Genomic DNA, 14,390 nt, shown 5'->3' with positions numbered 1-14,390 from the left:
CCCCTTCCCCCCCTTTGGGCCGCGCCCCCCCCCCACCCTCTCTCCCTCCCCCCCCCCCCCCCCCCCCCGTCCCCCCCCCCCCCCACCGCTCGTTCCCCGGCCGCTCCGGCGGCGGCCCTCCGGCCCGTGTCCCCGTCTCGCGCGCCGGTCTCGTGCGCCGGTCTCGTGCCCCGGACCTGCGCGTCGGCCCCGCGCGCCTGTCCCGCGCCCCGTGCCCCGAGGCCCGCGCCCCTGATCCGTCTCCCGAGGCCCGTGCCGACCTCCGCCCGCGGGGTTTTCCACAGGTCCGGGCCTCGGGCTCTGGCCGCGGAGGGCGGCTCAGGACCATACTGGCGAACGCACATGTTCGAGGAGGGGGAACACAGGGTGAGTGAGAGCAGCACGGGGTCCGCGACGGCCCTGGCCGAGGACCCGGCCGGCCTGCCGATGGTCCGCGTCGAGGACCTGCGCCGTTCGTACGGGACGGGTGAGGCCGCCGTCCACGCCCTGCGCGGCGTCTCCTTCGACATCCCGCGCGGCGAGCTCGTCGCGCTCAAGGGCCGCTCCGGTTCCGGCAAGACGACCCTGCTCAACCTCGTGGGCGGCCTCGACAGCGCCGACGGGGGCCGGATCGTCATCGACGGCACCGACCTCTCCACCCTTGGCGAGGGCGGCCTCCTGGAGCTCCGCCGCGACCGGATCGGCTTCATCTTCCAGTCCTTCGGACTCCTCCCGATCCTCTCCGCCGCCGAGAACGTGGGCGTCCCCATGCGGCTGCGCAAGGCCGACCCGAAGGAGCGCGAGGAGCGGGTGGCCCTGCTGCTCGGGCTCGTGGGGCTCGCCGACCACGCCGAGCAGCGGCCCGGCGAACTCTCCGGCGGCCAGCAGCAGCGCGTCGCCATCGCCCGCGCCCTCGCCAACAAGCCCGCCCTGCTCATAGCCGACGAGCCGACGGGCCAGCTGGACGCCGAGACCGGCCTCGCCGTCATGCAGCTGCTCCGCGCGGTCGTCCGCAGCGAGGGCTGCACGGCCCTGGTCGCCACCCACGACCCCCAGCTCCTCAGCCTGGCCGACCGGGTCCTGGAGCTGAGCGACGGCGAGATCATCGAGCACTGATTCCTGGGCACCGAGTACCGAGCACCGGGCCCTGATCCCTGAGGAGCGAGGGGTGAGGGGTGAGGGGTGAGATGCGTGCGGGGGAGATGCGCGCGGGGGAGAGGCGGTCCGGAGCCCGCCCCGCCCGCGCCGCGGCTCAGCCCCGTGCGTCCGACGTCTCCGGGGGCGCGGACATGACCTCGCGCACCTCGATGGGCATGTTGACCGGGGTTCCCCCGGGGCCGGGCGCCGCCGACACCTCGGCCGCGATCGCCACGGCGCGCTCCGCGGAGGGCACCTCGACGATCCACCAGCCGGCCAGGAACTCCTTGGTCTCGGCGAAGGGCCCGTCGGTCACCAGCGCGGAGCCGTCCGCCGCCGCCCGCACGATCCGCGCCGTCTCCGGCATCGCGAGGCCCTGCGCGTCGACGAGCTCGCCCGCCGCCGCCAGCTTCTCGTTCGTGCTCCGCATGAACGCGATGTGCGCGCGGATCTCCTCCGGCTCCCACTCCCCGATCGAGGGGACGTCGAGGCTCTGCGCGTCGAACTGCATCAGCAGCATGTACTTCACGGGGGGCTCCTCGGTGTGCGTCACGTCCCGGACGGTGCCGGGGCTGTTGTCACGGTGAGGTCGGAGCCGGTCCGGGGTTCTCGACATCGCGGTCCGGCGGTTCGACATCAGAATCACGTCAATACCGCACCGGGGCCTCTCCCCGCGTACGGAATGTCCGATTGGCTGGACGTATGGTCGAGCCATGGGACGCGGCAAGCTTCGGATCTACCTCGGCGCTGCGCCGGGCGTCGGCAAGACCTACGCGATGCTCTCCGAGGGGCACCGCCGGGTCGAGCGCGGCACGGACTGCGTCGTGGCCTTCGTGGAGCACCACGGACGGCCGCGCACGGAGGTCATGCTGCACGGCCTGGAGCAGGTGCCGCGCCGCACCCTGGACTACCGGGGGACCGCCTTCACCGAGATGGACGTCGACGCGGTCCTGGCCCGCCGCCCCGCCGTCGCCCTCGTCGACGAGCTCGCCCACACGAACGTGCCGGGCTCCCGGAACCCCAAACGGTGGCAGGACGTCGCCGAGCTCCTCGCCGCCGGCATCGACGTGGTGTCGACCGTCAACATCCAGCACCTGGAGTCCCTCGGGGACGTCGTCGAGTCGATCACCGGGGTGCGCCAGCGGGAGACCGTCCCCGACGAGGTCGTGCGCAGGGCCGACCAGATCGAACTGGTCGACATGAGCCCGGAGGCCCTGCGGCGCCGGATGGCCCACGGCAACGTCTACACCTCGGACAAGGTCGACGCGGCCCTCTCCAACTACTTCCGCCCCGGCAACCTCACCGCCCTGCGCGAGCTGGCCCTGCTGTGGACGGCCGACCGCGTCGACGAGTACCTCCAGCAGTACCGGGGCGAGCACAACATCCGCTCCACCTGGCAGGCCCGGGAGAGGATCGTCGTCGGCCTGACCGGCGGACCCGAGGGCCGCACCCTGATACGGCGCGCCACCCGCCTGGCGGAGAAGGGCGCCGGCGGAGAGGTCCTCGCCGTCTACATAGCCCGCAGCGACGGACTCACCGCGGCCTCGCCCAAGGAGCTGGCCGTCCAGCGCACCCTGGTCGAGGACCTCGGCGGAACGTTCCACCACGTCATCGGCGACGACATCCCCTCCGCCCTGCTGGAATTCGCCCGCGGGGTCAACGCCACGCAGATCGTCCTCGGCTCCAGCCGCCGCCGCACCTGGCAGTACATGCTCGGCCCCGGCGTCGGCCAGACCGTGGCCCGGGACTCCGGGCCCGACCTCGACGTCCACATCGTCACCCACGGCGAGGTCGCCAAGGGGCGGGGGCTGCCGGTCGCGCGCGGTGCCCGCCTCGGCCGCTCCCGCATCCTCGGCGGCTGGATCGTCGGCGTCGCGGGACCCGCCGCCCTCGCGCTGCTCCTCACCCATGTCGACGCCGACCTCGGGCTCGCCAACGACATGCTGCTCTTCCTCGCCCTGACGGTCTCCGCAGCCCTCCTCGGCGGATTCGTGCCGGCGCTCGCCTCGGCCGTCGCCGGCTCCCTCCTCCTCAACTGGTTCTTCACCCCGCCCATCCACCGGCTGACCGTCGCCGACCCCAAGAACATCGTCGCCATCGCCGTCTTCCTCGGCGTCGCGATGGCGGTCGCCTCGGTCGTCGACCTGGCCGCCCGCCGCACCCACCAGGCCGCCCGGCTGCGCGCCGAGTCCGAGGTGCTCTCCTACCTCGCCGGCAGCGTGCTGCGCGGCGAGACCAGCCTCGACGCCCTCCTCGAACGGGTCCGCGAGACCTTCTCCATGGAGTCGGTGGCCCTCCTGGAGCGCGCCGACGACATCGAGCCGTGGACCAGGGCGGCGAGCGTGGGCCCCCACCCGGCGGTCCGGCCCGAGGACGCCGACGTCGACATGCCGGTCGGCGACCACCTGGCCCTCGCCCTGTCGGGCCGCGTGCTGCCGGCGGAGGACCGCCGGGTGCTCGGCGCCTTCGCCGCCCAGGCCGCGGTCGTCCTCGACCGGCAGCGCCTGGTGGGCGAGGCCGAGGAGGCGAGGAAGCAGGCGGAGGGCAACAAGATCCGCACGTCCCTGCTCGCCGCCGTCAGCCACGACCTGCGGACGCCCCTCGCGAGCATCAAGGCGTCCGTCTCCTCGCTCCGCTCCGACGACGTCGAGTGGTCGGAGGAGGACCGGGCCGAACTCCTGGAGGGCATCGAGGCCGGCGCCGACCGCCTCGACCACCTCGTCGGCAACCTCCTCGACATGTCCCGGCTCCAGACCGGCACCGTCACCCCGCTGATCCGGACCGTCGACCTCGACGAGGTGGTCCCGATGGCCCTCGGAGGCGTGCCGGACGGCAGCGCCGAGCTGGACATCCCCGAGTCCCTGCCCATGGTCGACGTCGACAAGGGCCTCCTGGAGCGGGCCGTCGCCAACATCGTCGAGAACGCCGTCAAGTACAGCCCCGAGGGGGTGCCGGTCGCCGTCGCCGCCAGCACCCTGGGCGACCGGGTCGAACTGCGGGTCGTCGACCGCGGCCCCGGCGTCCCCGACGAGGCCAAGGACGGCATCTTCGAGCCCTTCCAGCGCTTCGGCGACGCCCCGCGCGGTTCGGGCGTCGGCCTCGGGCTCGCGGTGGCCCGCGGCTTCGTCGAGTCCATGGGCGGGACCCTCGGCGCCGAGGACACCCCCGGCGGCGGGCTGACCATGGTCCTCACCCTCCGGGCCGCTCCCGGCGGCTCCGCACCGCCCGCCGACCTCCCGGCCCACGCGGTGACCTGACCCGGGGACCGGCCGCCGGTCCCCGCCGCCGACACCGGCAGGGACCCGGGCCCACCGGGCCCGCTCCCCGGCCGCCGGTCCCCGCATCCGTACCCCGTCCCGTACGACGGCTCGCAGCACTCTCCGGCAGTCCCCAGCAGCGTCCAGCAGAACCTCCAGCAGAAGGTAGGCCCCCTCCATGACCCGGGTCCTCGTGGTCGACGACGAGCCGCAGATCGTCCGCGCCCTGGTGATCAACCTCAAGGCGCGGAAGTACGAGGTCGACGCCGCACCCGACGGCGCCACCGCCCTCCGGCTCGCCGCCGAACGCCACCCCGACGTCGTCGTCCTCGACCTCGGCCTGCCCGACATGGACGGCGTCGAGGTCATCCGGGGCCTGCGCGGCTGGACGAGGGTGCCGATCCTCGTCCTCTCGGCCCGCCAGACCTCCGACGAGAAGGTCGAGGCGCTCGACGCCGGCGCCGACGACTACGTCACCAAGCCCTTCGGCATGGACGAGCTGCTCGCCCGGCTGCGCGCCGCCGTGCGCCGCGCCGAGCCGGTCGGTGGCGCCGAGGACGGCGTCGTCGTGGTCGAGGCCGAGGGCTTCACCGTCGACCTGGCCGCGAAGAAGGTCCACCGCGAGGGGCGGGACGTCCGGCTCACCCCCACCGAGTGGCACCTCCTGGAGGTCCTCGTCCGCAACAGCGGCCGTCTGGTCAGCCAGAAGCAGCTCCTCCAGGAGGTCTGGGGACCGTCGTACGGCACCGAGACGAACTACCTCCGCGTGTACATGGCCCAGCTGCGCCGCAAGCTGGAGACCGACCCCTCGCACCCGCGCCACTTCGTCACCGAACCGGGCATGGGGTACCGCTTCGAACGCTGAACGGAGCGGCCGTCAGGGGCCGGTCCCGGTGGGAGCGGCGGCCGGTACGCTTTCTGTATGAGTGCTGCACCGCGTACAGAGAAGCCGGCCGGTCGGTTCCGCCGGATGCTCGACCGGCTCTCCTCCTCCCCGGAGGACCTGGAGTCGGAGGAGCTCCAGGAGGACGCCGAAGCGTCGGGGTGCACACGGATCTGCGACTGCTCCGACCGCCAGATAGTCAAGGTGACTGGTACCTTGCGCACGGTCACGCTGCGTCCCCGGGCCGGTGTGCCCGCGCTGGAGGCCGAACTGTTCGACGGCACGGCACCGCTCGACGTCGTCTGGCTCGGCCGGCGCTCCATCGTGGGCATCGAACCGGGCCGCAAGCTGATCGCCTCCGGCCGCATCTCCATGAGCCACGGCCGGCGGGTCCTCTTCAACCCCAAATACGAGCTCCGACCGCTCGGACAGGAGTAGCCGGTGACGTCCCTCGACAAGCCGACCGCGGACCGCTCGACCCCGGACCAGGACGCCCAGGCCGACAAGGCGGTGACCGAGGCCGCGCTCTTCGAAGCCTTCGGCGGCCTGCGCGGCATGATCGAGACGGTCGTGCCCGGCCTGCTGTTCGTCACGATCTTCACGATCAACAAGGACCTGCACGTCTCGGCGATCGCCGCGCTCGCGGTCTCCCTGGTCCTGGTCGCCGTCCGGCTCATCCGCCGCGACACCGTCAAGCACGCCTTCAGCGGCGTCTTCGGAGTCGCCTTCGGCGTCGTCTTCGCGATGATGACGGGCAACGCCAAGGACTTCTACCTGCCCGGCATGCTGTACACCCTGGGCCTCGCCCTGGCGTACATCGTCACCGCCCTCGCCGGCGTGCCCCTGATCGGCCTGATCCTCGGCCCGGTCTTCAAGGAGAACCTCTCCTGGCGCACCCGCAACCCGGGCCGCAAGAAGGCGTACACGAAGGCCAGCTGGGCCTGGGGCCTCATCCTGCTCGGCAAGTGCGCGATCCTCTTCCCGATGTACTGGTGGGCCGACACCACCAAGTTCGGCTGGGTCCTCGTCGCCCTGAAGATCCCGCCGTTCCTGCTCGCGGTCTACCTCACGTGGGTCTTCCTCGCGAAGGCCCCGGCGCCGATCGACGTCTTCGCCGAGATGGAGGCCGAGGAGCGCGCCGAGAAGGAGCGCAAGGCGGCCGCCGCGCAGACCCACCCGGAGTCCTGAGCCCCGGCATGCGGAAGGGCCCGGAACCCCTCGGGGTTCCGGGCCCTCACCCGTGTACCGCGCCGGCGTGACCGGATCAGGACTCGGGAGTCTCCCGGCGGACCTGGAGAAGATCCTCCAGCTGCTCCTCGCGGGCCTGCGCGGCCACGAACAGCAGCTCGTCACCGGCCTCCAGCGTCTCCTCGGGGCTCGGCGTCAGCACCCGCGAACCGCGGATGATCGTCACCAGCGAGGTGTCCTGCGGCCAGGCCACGTCACCGACGGACGTGCCGGCGACCGCCGACTCCGGCGGCAGCGTCAGCTCGACCAGGTTCGCGTCGCCGTGGCTGAAGCGGAGCAGCCGGACGAGGTCGCCGACGCTCACCGCCTCCTCGACCAGCGCCGACATCAGACGCGGCGTCGAGACGGCGACGTCCACGCCCCACGCCTCGTTGAACAGCCACTCGTTCTTCGGGTTGTTGACGCGGGCGACCACCCGCGGCACGCCGTACTCGGTCTTGGCGAGGAGCGAGACGACCAGGTTCACCTTGTCGTCACCGGTCGCCGCGATCACCACGTTGCAGCGCTGGAGTGCCGCCTCGTCGAGCGAGGTGATCTCGCAGGCGTCGGCCAGCAGCCACTCCGCCTGCGGCACCCGCTCCACCGAGATGGCGGTCGGCGCCTTGTCGACGAGCAGGACCTCGTGCCCGTTCTCCAGCAGCTCGCCCGCGATGGAACGGCCCACCGCGCCCGCGCCCGCAATAGCGACACGCATCAGTGACCGCCCTCCTCGGGACCCTCGGCGAAGGCCTCCTCGACCTTCGCGATCTCGTCCGTACGCATCATCACGTGCACCAGATCACCTTCCTGGAGCACCGTCTGCGAGGTGGGCAGGATCGCCTCGCCCAGCCGCGTGAGGAAGGCGACACGGACCCCGGTCTCCTCCTGGAGCCGGCTCACCTTGTGCCCGATCCACGCGGGGGAGGTGTGCACCTCCGCGAGCTGCACGCCACCGCTCGGGTCGCGCCACAGCGGCTCCGCGCCGGAGGGCAGCAGCCGGCGCAGCATCTGGTCGGCGGTCCAGCGGACCGTCGCGACCGTCGGGATCCCCAGGCGCTGGTAGACCTCGGCACGGCGCGGGTCGTAGATCCGCGCCGCCACGTTCTCGATGCCGAACATCTCGCGCGCGACCCGCGCCGCGATGATGTTCGAGTTGTCGCCGCTGCTCACCGCGGCGAAGGCACCGGCCTCCTCGATCCCCGCCTCACGCAGCGTGTCCTGGTCGAAGCCCACGCCCGTGACCCGCCGACCGCCGAAACCCGACCCCAGCCGACGGAAGGCCGTCGGGTCCTGGTCCACGACCGCGACGGTGTGCCCCTGCTGTTCGAGGGTCTGCGCGAGAGCGGCTCCCACTCGCCCGCAGCCCATGATGACGATGTGCACGTCCCCTTACCCCGCACTCCTGATCGCCTTGCTGACCTGCGAAAACACCCTGCTCACAACTTTCCTCGCCCGATGCGCCCGGGCCGCGGCCGGCGAACCCCTGCCGGGTTGCCCGGTCCGAGCTTATGCGGCAACGCTGGCCGGGACCGCATTCGAGGTGGTACTGAGGGAGATTCGGTGCCGATCGGGGGTGCCGGTGCGCGTGGCTCTTTTCGAACGCTTACGATCCTCTCCGTGTCCAAACTGACCGACGTGCCCAAACGGATCCTGATCGGGCGGGCCCTGCGCAGCGACAAGCTGGGAGAGACCCTTCTCTCGAAGCGGATCGCCCTCCCCGTCTTCGCCTCCGACCCACTGTCCTCGGTGGCGTACGCGCCCGGCGAGGTGCTGCTCGTCCTCTCCGTCGCCGGACTGTCGGCCTACCACTTCAGCCCGTGGATCGCGCTCGCGGTCGTCGTCCTGATGTTCACGGTCGTCGCGTCCTACCGGCAGAACGTGCACGCCTACCCGAGCGGCGGCGGCGACTACGAGGTCGCCACCACCAACCTCGGGCCGAAGGCCGGACTCACCGTCGCGAGCGCCCTGCTCGTCGACTACGTCCTGACCGTCGCCGTGTCGATCTCCTCGGGCATCGAGAACCTCGGCTCCGCGATCCCCTTCGTCGTCGAGCACAAGGTGGCCTGCGCGGTCGGCGTGATCGTCCTGCTCACCGTGATGAACCTGCGCGGGGTGAAGGAGTCGGGCTCCCTCTTCGCGATCCCGACGTACGTCTTCGTCGCCGGCGTCTTCATCATGATCCTCTGGGGCGCGTACCGGGGCATCGTCCTCGACGACACCATGCGGGCGCCCACCGCCGACTACGAGATCAAGCCCGAGCACCAGGGCCTCGCCGGCTTCGCGCTCGTCTTCCTCCTGCTGCGCGCGTTCTCCTCCGGCTGTGCCGCCCTCACCGGCGTCGAGGCCATCTCCAACGGCGTCCCGGCCTTCCGCAAGCCGAAGTCGAAGAACGCCGCCACCACCCTCGCGCTCATGGGCGGCCTGGCCGTCACCATGTTCTGCGGCATCATCTTCCTCGCCATGGCCACCGACGTGCGCATGGCCGAGAAGCCCGCCGAGGACCTCCTGCACAACGGCGTCCCGGTCGGCCCGGGCTACGTCCAGGACCCGGTCATCTCCCAGGTCGCGGCCGCCGTCTTCGGCGACGGAACGTTCTTCTTCGTCGTCCTCGCCGCCGCCACCGCGCTCGTCCTCTTCCTGGCCGCCAACACCGCGTACAACGGCTTCCCGCTCCTCGGCTCGATCCTCGCCCAGGACCGCTACCTGCCGCGCCAGCTGCACACCCGCGGCGACCGCCTCGCCTTCTCCAACGGCATCGTGCTCCTCGCCGGCGCCGCCGCCCTCCTCGTGTGGGTCTACGGAGCCGACTCGACCCGGCTGATCCAGCTGTACATCGTCGGCGTCTTCGTCTCCTTCACGCTCAGCCAGATCGGCATGGTCCGGCACTGGAACCGGCACCTGAAGACCGAGCGCGCCCCCGCCAAGCGCCGCCACATGATCCGCTCCCGCGCGATCAACGCCTTCGGCGCCTTCTTCACCGGCCTCGTCCTCGTCGTCGTCCTCGCCACCAAGTTCACCCACGGCGCCTGGGTCGCCCTGCTCGGCATGGTGATCTTCTACGGCACGATGACCGCGATCCGCCGGCACTACGACTCCGTCGCCGCCGAGATCGCCGCCGCCGAGGAACGCCCCGACGAGTACGTGCGCCCCTCCCGGGTCCGCTCCATCGTCCTCGTCTCCAAGCTCCACAAGCCCACCCTGCGCGCCCTGGCCTACGCCAAGCTCATGCACGCCGGCGAGCTGGAGGCGCTGACCGTCAACGTCGACCCCGCCGAGACGAAGGCGCTCAAGGAGGAGTGGGAGCGGCGCAGCATCAACGTGCCGCTGAAGATCCTCGACTCCCCGTACCGCGAGATCACCCGGCCGGTGATCGAGTACGTCAAGAGCATCCGCCGCGAGAGCCCGCGCGACGCCGTCTCCGTCTACATCCCCGAGTACGTCGTCGGCCACTGGTACGAGCACCTGCTCCACAACCAGAGCGCCCTGCGGCTCAAGGGCCGGCTGCTCTTCACCCCGGGCGTCATGGTGACCTCGGTCCCCTACCAGCTCCAGTCCTCCGAGGCCGCCAAGAAGCGGGCCCGCAGGCGCCAGGAGTGGAACGCGCCCGGATCGGTCCGCCGCGGACCCGTCGAGAAGCGCCAGAAGGAACCGGCCTCGAAGAACAACTAGACTGGTGGGCTGCCGTGCACACGGCAGCCCACTGTTACTTCCCCTTGGAGACTCCCCGCCATGCAGAACACCCCTGTTACGTCGTTGGTCGGGGAGGAGTACGAGGTGGAGGTCGGTCCGGTGGCCCACGGCGGCCACTGCATCGCCCGCACCGAGGAGGGCCGCGTCCTCTTCGTCCGCCACGCACTGCCCGGCGAGAAGGTCGTCGCCCGCGTCACCGAGGGCGAGGAGACCTCCCGCTTCCTGCGCGCCGACGCGGTCACCGTCCTCGACCCCTCCAAGGACCGCGTCGAGGCCCCCTGCCCCTTCGCCGGCCCCGGCAAGTGCGGCGGCTGCGACTGGCAGCACGCCAAGCCCGGCGCCCAGCGCCGCCTCAAGGGCGAGGTCATCGCCGAGCAGCTCCTCCGCCTCGCCGGCCTCACCCCCGAGCAGGCCGGCTGGGACGGCACCGTCATGCCCGCCGAGGGCGACAAGCTCCCCGCCGGCGAGGTCCCGCAGTGGCGCACCCGCGTCCAGTACGCGATCGACGCCGACGGCCACGCGGGCCTGCGCAAGCACCGCTCGCACGAGGTCCAGGTCGTCGACCACTGCATGATCGCCGCCGAGGGCGTCTCCGAACTCGGCATCGAGAAGCGCACCTGGGAGGGCATGGCCTCCGTCGAGGCGATCGCCGCCTCCGGCTCCCACGACCGCCAGGTCATCCTCACCCCCCGCCCCGGCGCCCGCCTCCCGCTCGTCGAGCTCGACAAGCCCGTCTCCGTCCTGCGCGTCGACGAGAAGGACGGCGGCGTCCACCGCGTCCACGGCCGCGCCTTCGTCCGCGAGCGCGCCGACGAGCGCACCCACCGCGTCGGCAACGGCGGCTTCTGGCAGGTCCACCCGAAGGCCGCCGACACCCTCATGAAGGCCGTCATGCAGGGTCTCCTCCCGCGCAAGGGCGACACCGCCCTCGACCTCTACTGCGGCGTCGGCCTCTTCGCCGGCGCCCTCGCCGACCGCGTCGGCGAGCAGGGCGCCGTCCTCGGCATCGAGTCCGGCAAGCGCGCCGTCGAGGACGCCCGCCACAACCTCGCCGGCTTCCCCCGCGTCCGCGTCGAACAGGGCAAGGTCGAATCCGTCCTCCCCCGCACCGGCATCACCGAGGTCGACCTCATCGTCCTCGACCCCCCGCGCGCCGGCGCCGGCCAGCAGACCGTCCACCACCTCGCCAACCTCGGCGCCCGCCGCATCGCCTACGTCGCCTGCGACCCCGCCGCCCTCGCCCGCGACCTCTCCTACTTCTCCGCCCGCGGCTACAAGGTCCGCACCCTCCGCGCCTTCGACCTCTTCCCTATGACGCACCACGTGGAGTGCGTCGCGATCCTCGAGCCGGCTGAGAAGGGCCGCTGACCTGGCGTTTCTCCGAGTGCGCGTGATGGGCGTTACGTGCGTTAGGTGCGATATCTTGACGCATATTCGACGCACGTGACGCTCGTTTGACGCGCGGACGGCGCGATGTCTGATGCCCCGTCATGTGTGATCGGCGACTGACGAGTGGAGCTCTCCGCTGTCTGCTCTCAGGCGCGTGACGCCCTAGGGGTGGGGGCGAGGGTGGAGGCCGGGGCCGAGGGGTTGGCCGGCCAGGGGGGTGGGGGAGAGGTCGGTGGATTCCTCCCCGGATTCCAGGAGGGTGTCGGCGGCGCCGATGACGAGGGGGTCGGGGTGGCCCACGGCCTTTTCGTCCTTGCGGTCGTAATCGATGCGCCACAGCAGGCTGCGCATGGCTTCGAGTCGGCCGCGCTTCTTGTCGTTGGTCTTGACCACCGTCCACGGTGCGTGGCTCGTGTCGGTGGCCCGGAACATCGCGACCTTCGCTTCGGTGTAGGCGTCCCACAGGTCCAGGGAAGCCAGGTCGGTGGGGGAGAGCTTCCACTGCCGCACCGGGTCGACCTGGCGGATGGCGAAGCGGGTCCGCTGCTCGGCGCGGGAGACCGAGAACCAGAACTTGACCAGAAGGATCCCGTCCTCGATGAGCATGGTCTCGAAGGAGGGGCACTGGCGCAGGAACAGGTCGTACTCCTCGGGGGAGCAGAAGCCCATCACCTTCTCGACGCCGGCGCGGTTGTACCAGGACCGGTCGAAGAAGACGATCTCACCCGCGGCCGGCAGGTGGGCGATGTACCGCTGGAAGTACCACTGTCCCGCTTCTCGTTCGGTCGGCTTGTCCAGCGCCACGATGTGCGCGCCGCGTGGATTGAGGCGCTCGGTGAACCGCTGGATCGTGCCGCCCTTGCCCGCGGCGTCCCGTCCCTCGCACACCACCACGATCCGTGCGCCGGTCCGCTTGGCCCAGTGCTGGAGCTTGAGCAGTTCTATCTGCAGGATCCGCTTGGTCCGCTCGTACTCCGCACGGCGCATCTTGCGGTCGTAGGGGTAGTTCTCCTGCCACGTCTTGATGGGATCACCGCCGGAGTCCAGCAGTACGGGCTGTTCGGGCCGACGGGCGTCCACGCTCAGCCCGGCCAGCAGATCGTCGGGTGCCTTCTGCGATGATTCCGACTCGCTCACGCATCCGCGCCTACCCACCACCTGCCGCATGTAACGGCGCCCTCCCCGCCGACTGCGGTGCCGCGGCGTGGGACCGGCCTTGTCCGTGCGGCCCACGGACCGCCCCACGCGCGCGGGGAGCCTTCGTGCCGGGTGGACGGCCTCTTCCGACGACCACTGCCTTCCCGGCACGCAATCAGGCCCCGACCGGGCGAGTGGTCGGGGCCTGATTGCGCAGCAGGAGTGCCTTCAGTGCTTGAGGGTGTCCTTGATGTCTTCCTTGGCCTCGCGGGCGTTGCCCTTGGCCTGGTCGGCGTGGCCCTCGGCGGTCATCCGCTCGTTGCCGACGGCGCGGCCGACGCTCTCCTTGGCCTTGCCCTTGGCCTGCTCGGCCTGTGCCTTGGTCTTCTCCATGCCCGACATCGGGACCTCCTCGTGTTGTTCCGTTTTGGCCGTGACCACCGCCTGTTCCGGATTCCCGCCGTTAAACGCGGAGACTTTCTCCGTCCGTCCCGTGGCGGCCCTCGTGCCGCTGCTGCGCCGGGGGCAGGCCGTCCGTGATCAAGCGGGAACGCCTTCCCGCCTGCGCAAATAAAAAACAGCTAAGTTCGCACGTATGAGCGGTGGGATGGGGGGCACCTTTTGCTGCGGAGGTTGATAACTATGGTTCCCCTGCTTCTCGTTCTTCTGCTCATCCTGATCCTTTTCGGTGCGGGTTTCGCGCTGAAGGCCCTGTGGTGGATCGCCATCGCGGTGCTGGTGATCTGGTTGATCGGCTTCGTTGCCCGCCCGAAGGGCAGTAGCGGCCGCTGGTACCGCTGGTAGACAGCCGCTTCTGGCGCACGTCCAAGGATGGTTAGACGGTGGCCTTCCACCCCGCGAGGGGTGGAAGGCCACCGTCATGTCCGCACGGGAATTTCGTCGGTCTTCGCGAATGAGGACGGATGACGGGGGTAACCGTACGCGGGCCGGGGCGGTGGCCGTGACGCAGCAGGGGACCTGCTCACCTCCGATGATCGGCGGCCGTCCCGGCCCGGATCGAAATCTCGGACGTGTAGCGGTGCTCATGCGGGGCAAGCGAATGTCAGGAAGAAACGCGAGTTTCGCCGTATACGCAATGCGCGGGCAGAGAACGGCCGGGGATTGCGTTCCCGATATTTTCTGTCTTTACCTTTACCGGAGGGGTTTGTCGAATGACTGAGAACGTGTGGGGCTACCGTGAGACGTCCGGCCGTCTGGCCGGTGGCGATCTGACCGGTTACAAGGTCGAGGCGACCGACGGCAGCATCGGCAAGGTCGACAAGCACTCCGACGAGGTCGGCTCCGCGTACATCGTGGTCGACACCGGCCCGTGGATCTTCGGCAAGGAGGTCCTCCTGCCCGCCGGCACCATCAGCAGCGTCGACGCCGAGGACAAGAAGATCTTCGTGGACCGCACGAAGGAGCAGATCAAGAACGCCCCGGAGTTCGACAAGGACAAGCACCTGGGTAACGCCGAGTACCACGACCAGGTCGGCGGCTACTACGGCGGCGGCCCGCACGGCCTCTGAGACGCGCGCGCCCAGCCGACTGTGTACGGGGCGGGGGGGGGGGGGGGGGGGGGGGGGGGGGGGGGGGGTTACACCGCCCCCCCCCCCCCCCCCCCCCAGACCCCCCCCCCCACCCCCCCCACCCACCCCCCCCCCCCCCCCAACCACCCCCCCCACCACCAA

At 71.1% G+C, this 14,390-nt stretch carries 14 protein-coding genes; 9 read left to right on the top strand and 5 right to left on the bottom strand.

Annotation, left to right across the window (positions count from 1 at the left end):
* Nucleotides 1-366 precede the first annotated feature (366 nt).
* Nucleotides 367-1,095, top strand: a complete 729-nt coding sequence (locus ACZ60W_RS35500) for an ABC transporter ATP-binding protein (RefSeq protein ID WP_469759536.1) — start codon at nt 367-369, stop codon at nt 1,093-1,095.
* 136 nt (nt 1,096-1,231) lie between these two features.
* Here ACZ60W_RS35500 and ACZ60W_RS35495 read toward each other — a convergent pair whose 3' ends face one another.
* A complete protein-coding gene (locus ACZ60W_RS35495; RefSeq protein ID WP_469759535.1) occupies nt 1,232-1,669 on the bottom strand; it encodes a YciI family protein in 438 nt (145 codons plus the stop codon).
* A 160-nt stretch (nt 1,670-1,829) separates the two neighbouring features.
* On the opposite strand from ACZ60W_RS35495, the gene ACZ60W_RS35490 reads away from it, so the two are divergent.
* From ACZ60W_RS35490 to ACZ60W_RS35475, 4 genes are all read left to right on the top strand, one after another.
* The gene (locus ACZ60W_RS35490; RefSeq protein WP_469759534.1) at nt 1,830-4,373 is read left to right on the top strand and encodes a DUF4118 domain-containing protein; all 2,544 of its coding nucleotides are present in this window, start codon (nt 1,830-1,832) and stop codon (nt 4,371-4,373) included.
* 178 nt (nt 4,374-4,551) lie between these two features.
* Complete coding sequence (locus tag ACZ60W_RS35485) at nt 4,552-5,238, top strand: response regulator (protein ID WP_366305510.1); 687 nt, start codon at nt 4,552-4,554, stop codon at nt 5,236-5,238.
* 57 nt (nt 5,239-5,295) lie between these two features.
* Nucleotides 5,296-5,694 carry an OB-fold nucleic acid binding domain-containing protein gene (locus ACZ60W_RS35480; protein WP_073906407.1) on the top strand — a complete coding sequence of 133 codons (399 nt, stop codon included), beginning with the start codon at nt 5,296-5,298 and terminating at the stop codon, nt 5,692-5,694.
* 3 nt (nt 5,695-5,697) lie between these two features.
* The gene (locus ACZ60W_RS35475) at nt 5,698-6,444 is read left to right on the top strand and encodes a DUF3159 domain-containing protein (RefSeq protein WP_453798070.1); all 747 of its coding nucleotides are present in this window, start codon (nt 5,698-5,700) and stop codon (nt 6,442-6,444) included.
* Nucleotides 6,445-6,520: 76 nt separating this feature from the next.
* Here the strand turns inward: ACZ60W_RS35475 and ACZ60W_RS35470 are convergent, their stop codons facing one another.
* On the bottom strand, nt 6,521-7,198 hold the full coding sequence (locus ACZ60W_RS35470; protein WP_352018636.1) for a potassium channel family protein: 678 nt from the start codon (nt 7,196-7,198) through the stop codon (nt 6,521-6,523).
* Nucleotides 7,198-7,866, bottom strand: coding sequence for a potassium channel family protein (locus tag ACZ60W_RS35465; RefSeq protein ID WP_017237685.1), 669 nt, complete (start codon nt 7,864-7,866; stop codon nt 7,198-7,200). Before ACZ60W_RS35465 ends, ACZ60W_RS35470 begins: the two co-directional genes overlap by 1 nt.
* Nucleotides 7,867-8,100: 234 nt before the next feature.
* Here ACZ60W_RS35465 and ACZ60W_RS35460 point away from each other — a divergent pair, with 234 nt between their 5' ends.
* Together ACZ60W_RS35460 and ACZ60W_RS35455 are read left to right on the top strand one after the other, a co-directional pair.
* On the top strand, nt 8,101-10,152 hold the full coding sequence (locus ACZ60W_RS35460) for an APC family permease (RefSeq protein ID WP_469759533.1): 2,052 nt from the start codon (nt 8,101-8,103) through the stop codon (nt 10,150-10,152).
* A 60-nt stretch (nt 10,153-10,212) separates the two neighbouring features.
* Nucleotides 10,213-11,541, top strand: coding sequence for a class I SAM-dependent RNA methyltransferase (locus ACZ60W_RS35455; protein ID WP_469759532.1), 1,329 nt, complete (start codon nt 10,213-10,215; stop codon nt 11,539-11,541).
* A gap of 183 nt (nt 11,542-11,724) precedes the next feature.
* Here ACZ60W_RS35455 and ppk2 read toward each other — a convergent pair whose 3' ends face one another.
* Together ppk2 and ACZ60W_RS35445 are read right to left on the bottom strand one after the other, a co-directional pair.
* On the bottom strand, nt 11,725-12,729 hold the full coding sequence (gene ppk2, locus ACZ60W_RS35450; RefSeq protein ID WP_469759531.1) for a polyphosphate kinase 2: 1,005 nt from the start codon (nt 12,727-12,729) through the stop codon (nt 11,725-11,727).
* A gap of 198 nt (nt 12,730-12,927) precedes the next feature.
* Nucleotides 12,928-13,101 (bottom strand): CsbD family protein, encoded by a 174-nt coding sequence (locus ACZ60W_RS35445; protein ID WP_469759530.1) that lies wholly within the window; start codon nt 13,099-13,101, stop codon nt 12,928-12,930.
* A gap of 240 nt (nt 13,102-13,341) precedes the next feature.
* Here ACZ60W_RS35445 and ACZ60W_RS35440 point away from each other — a divergent pair, with 240 nt between their 5' ends.
* Entirely contained in the window at nt 13,342-13,503 is a 162-nt protein-coding gene (locus ACZ60W_RS35440) for a hydrophobic protein (RefSeq protein ID WP_469759529.1), read from the top strand.
* A gap of 368 nt (nt 13,504-13,871) precedes the next feature.
* Entirely contained in the window at nt 13,872-14,228 is a 357-nt protein-coding gene (locus tag ACZ60W_RS35435) for a PRC-barrel domain-containing protein (RefSeq protein WP_469759528.1), read from the top strand.
* The last annotated feature ends 162 nt before the right edge of the window (nt 14,229-14,390 follow it).

This window comes from Streptomyces sp. NPDC104202 (assembly GCF_055584185.1).
This window is presented reverse-complemented; position numbering and strand designations above follow the sequence as displayed.